The organism is Acidiphilium sp. PM, assembly GCF_000219295.1.
Classification (GTDB): Bacteria; Pseudomonadota; Alphaproteobacteria; order Acetobacterales; family Acetobacteraceae; genus Acidiphilium; species Acidiphilium multivorum.
Genome location: NZ_AFPR01000187.1, coordinates 1 through 3,910, shown reverse-complemented (window position 1 = coordinate 3,910; position 3,910 = coordinate 1). Strand labels below are relative to the sequence as shown.

The 3,910-nt window shown below is 68.6% G+C and carries 4 protein-coding genes; 1 reads left to right on the top strand and 3 read right to left on the bottom strand.

What is annotated here, in order from left to right; all coding sequences use genetic code 11:
• Positions 1 to 105: 105 nt before the first annotated feature.
• The 3 genes from APM_RS08865 to APM_RS08855 form a co-directional block, all read right to left on the bottom strand.
• The gene (locus APM_RS08865; protein WP_007423030.1) at positions 106 to 495 is read right to left on the bottom strand and encodes an energy transducer TonB; all 390 of its coding nucleotides are present in this window, start codon (positions 493 to 495) and stop codon (positions 106 to 108) included.
• A gap of 12 nt (positions 496 to 507) precedes the next feature.
• Complete coding sequence (locus APM_RS08860) at positions 508 to 1,737, bottom strand: argininosuccinate synthase (protein ID WP_007423029.1); 1,230 nt, start codon at positions 1,735 to 1,737, stop codon at positions 508 to 510.
• 75 nt (positions 1,738 to 1,812) lie between these two features.
• Positions 1,813 to 2,415, bottom strand: a complete 603-nt coding sequence (locus tag APM_RS08855) for a TlpA disulfide reductase family protein (protein ID WP_007423028.1) — start codon at positions 2,413 to 2,415, stop codon at positions 1,813 to 1,815.
• Positions 2,416 to 2,443: 28 nt separating this feature from the next.
• Between APM_RS08855 and argH the strand changes: the two genes are divergently transcribed.
• Positions 2,444 to 3,859, top strand: a complete 1,416-nt coding sequence (gene argH, locus APM_RS08850) for an argininosuccinate lyase (RefSeq protein ID WP_011941745.1) — start codon at positions 2,444 to 2,446, stop codon at positions 3,857 to 3,859.
• The last annotated feature ends 51 nt before the right edge of the window (positions 3,860 to 3,910 follow it).

Below are 3,910 nucleotides of genomic sequence, written 5' to 3'. Positions count from 1 at the left end.
GGAGCGCGCGGGTCGAAAGGATCTGTTGCATGCTGTGGTCCTCCATTCGTACGCACCATCCGGATAGCCGGGCAACATGGCCCGGCCATGGTCGAAATATGGCGATTATGGAGCAGACGGCGCGACCGGCGCGCCGTGGCGGCGGAATTCGATCGGGATGACGAACTGCATCCGGGCCGGCGCGCCCGCTGGCCGGCGCTTCAGGATCGCCTTGCGGATCATGGCCAGCGCGGCCTCGTCCAGCCGGGGATTGCCGGCGGACCGCACGACCCAGGCGCTCGTCACATGCCCGGCCGGATCGATGGTGAACCCGTAGAAACCGACATGGGTGACGCCCTTCTGCCGCAGCAGGGCATGCGCCTCGCGGTCGAGCGCGGCGCGGGTCCTGGCGTCGATAGGGTGCTGCGCCGGCGCGGCAAACGCCCCGGCCGCGAGCAGCAGGGCAAGGCCGCCGGCGGCGGCAAGACGGGCGAAGGGCCGGAACCGCCGATCCATCACCCGGATGCCTTACAGCGCGCCGCCGCGCCGGCCGATGGCGCCGCCGAGGCGCAGGCGCAGGGCGTTCAGCTTGATGAACCCCGCCGCGTCCTGCTGGTTGTAGGCGCCCTCGTCATCCTCGAAGGTGACCATCCGCGCCGAGTAGAGCGAGTTGGGGCTTTCGCGGCCTGCGACGATCACGTTGCCCTTGTAGAGCTTCAGGCGCACCCGGCCGGTGACGGAGTTCTGGCTGGCGTCGATCAGCGCCTGCAGCATCCGCCGCTCCGGGCTGAACCAGAAGCCGTTGTAGATCAGCTCGGCATAGCGCGGCATCAGGCTGTCCTTCAGATGCGCCGCCTCGCGGTCGAGCGTGATGCTCTCGATGGCGCGATGCGCCGCGAGCAGGATTGTGCCGCCCGGCGTTTCGTAGACGCCGCGCGACTTCATGCCGACGAAACGGTTCTCGACGAGGTCGAGCCGGCCGATGCCATTGTCGCGGCCAAGCTCGTTGAGCCTGGTCAGCAGCGTGGCCGGCGAAAGCGCCACGCCGTTCAGGGCCACCGCGTCGCCCTGCGCGAAATCGATGCTGATTTCCGTCACCACGTCCGGCGCCGCCTCGGGGCTGATGGTGCGCTGGTAGACGATCTCGTCCGGCGCCTGCGCGGGGTCTTCGAGGATCTTGCCCTCGGAGGAGGAGTGCAGCAGGTTGGCATCGACCGAGAAGGGCGCCTCGCCGCGCTTGTCCTTGGCGATGGGAATCTGGTGCGCCTCGGCGAATTCGAGCAGCTTGGTGCGGCTCGTCAGGTTCCACTCGCGCCAGGGGGCGACGACCTTCACATCCGGCTTCAGCGCGTAATAGGCCAGTTCGAAGCGGACCTGGTCGTTGCCCTTGCCGGTCGCGCCATGCGCCACGGCGTCCGCGCCAACCGCCTCGGCGATCTCGATCTGCCGCTGCGCGATCAGCGGCCGGGCGATCGAGGTGCCGAGCAGGTACTGGCCCTCGTAGAGCGCGTTGGCGCGGAACATCGGGAAGACGAAATCCTTCACGAAGGTTTCGCGCAGGTCCTCGACGAAGATTTCCTTGACGCCGAACATCTCGGCCTTGCGCCGCGCCGGCTCAAGTTCCTCGCCCTGGCCGAGATCGGCGGTGAAGGTGACGACCTCCGCCCCGCGCTCGGTCTGCAGCCAGCGGAGAATGACACTCGTATCGAGCCCGCCCGAATAGGCCAGCACAACTTTCTTCACGCTGTTTTCAGCCATCGTTCTCTGTCCCGGTTCTACCTCACGCGCGGCCTATCAGCCGGATCGCGGCGGGGCAAGAGCCGGCGCGGCGGATCAGGTCGCCGTGGTGCCTGAGGCCGCCGCCGGCTTCGGCCCGATCAGCTTGAGCAGCTGCGCGATCGTCGCCGGCGTGTTCCAGTCACCCGCCCCCTGGAGGGAGGCGACCATCTGCCCCTTGCGGTCGACGATCACGGTGAAGGGAATCCCGTTCACGTCGAACGCGTCGAGCGCGCTCGAACTCGGGTCGAGCAGGATCGGCACGCCGGTGATGTGGTGCTTCGCGTAATAGGGTCGCACCGCCTTGATCCCCTGGCTGTCCACGGAGATCGGCAGCACGCGGATGCCATCGCCCCGGATCCGCGGATTGAGGGCGACCAGCGTGGGCAGTTCGGCGCGGCAGGGCGGGCACCAGGTCGCCCAGAAATTCACCACCAGCCCCTCGCCGCGGAAATGGGCCAGCGTCAGCCGCCGGCCGAACGCATCGAGGAAGTGGAAGTCCGGCAGCGGCTGCGGCACGGTCACGTCGAGATTGGGGGCGACATCCGGCAGCTCCATCGCCTCGGCGGATTTGCCGATCCCGGCGAGCGAAGTTAAGTCAGGCAGCACAAGACCCGCACCCAGAGCCGCGAACTGCCGCCGAGAAAGCCCGAAACGCATGACCGCCGATACCTCTTCCAAACCGAATATGACGAATTCTGGTGCCGATCAGGCCGGAACGCAACCATCCCGCCTGCAATGGGGCGGACGATTTGCCGCCGGTCCCGCATCCGTGATGCAGGCGATCAATGCCTCGATCGGGTTCGATCAGCGGCTCTGGCGGGAGGATATCGAAGGCAGCCTCGCCCATGCCGGCATGCTCGCCGCGATGGGAATCATCTCCGCCGAGGACGAGGCGGCGATCCGCGCCGGACTCGCCGAGATCGCCGAGGCGATCGCCGAGGGGTCGTTCACCTTCGATCCCGCGCTCGAGGACATCCACACCAATATCGAGGCCTGGCTGGTCGCGCGCATCGGCGAGGCCGGGCGCCGGCTGCACACCGCGCGCAGCCGCAACGACCAGGTGGCGACCGATTTCCGCCTCTGGGTGCGCAACGCGATCGACAGTCTCGACGGCCAGGTGCGCGAGCTGATGCGCGCGCTGGCCGACCGCGCGGCCGAACACGCGGCCACCATCATGCCTGGCTTCACCCATCTGCAGACCGCCCAGCCGGTGACGCTCGGGCATCACCTGCTCGCCTATGTCGAGATGCTGTCGCGCGACCGCGGCCGCCTCGCCGATGCGCGCCGGCGGCTGAACGAATGCCCGCTCGGCGCGGCCGCCCTCGCCGGCACCACCTTCCCGATCGACCGCAGCATGACCGCCGCCGCCCTCGGCTTCGACCGGCCGACCGCGAATTCGCTCGATTCGGTCTCGGACCGCGACTTCGCGCTTGAATTCCTCTCCGCCCTCTCCATCCTCGCGATGCATCTTTCGCGTTTCGCCGAGGAGATCATCATCTGGACCAGCGCGCCCTATCGCTTCATCCGGCTGTCCGACGCCTATACCACCGGCTCGTCGATTATGCCGCAGAAGCGCAACCCGGACGCCGCCGAACTCGCCCGCGCCAAGGCCGGGCGGATCTTCGGGGCGCTCACCGGCCTGCTCGCGGTGATGAAGGGCCTGCCGCTCGCCTATGCGAAGGACATGCAGGAGGACAAGGAGCCGGTGTTCGACGCCGCCGATGCCGCCGAACTCTGCCTCGCCGCGATGACCGGCATGGTGCGCGACATGATGCCCGACGTGCTGCGGATGCGATCCGTGGCCGGCGCCGATTTCTCGACCGCGACCGATCTTGCAGACTACCTCGTGCGCGATCTCGGCCTGCCCTTCCGCACCGCCCATCACGTCACCGGCCGGATCGTGAGCGAGGCCGAGTCGCGCGGGCTCGAGCTCGTCGCCCTGCCGCTCTCGGTCATGCAGGAGGTCGAGCCGCGGATCACCGAGGCGGTGTATGATGTGCTGACCATCGAGGCCTCGGTCGCCGCCCGCCGCACCCTCGGCGGCACCGCGCCCGACAATGTCGCCCGCGCCGCCGCGCGCTGGCAGGAGACGCTGGCATGACCCGCTCGCTGCTGCTCGTCCTGCTCGCCTGCGCCGCTCTCGCCGCCTGCG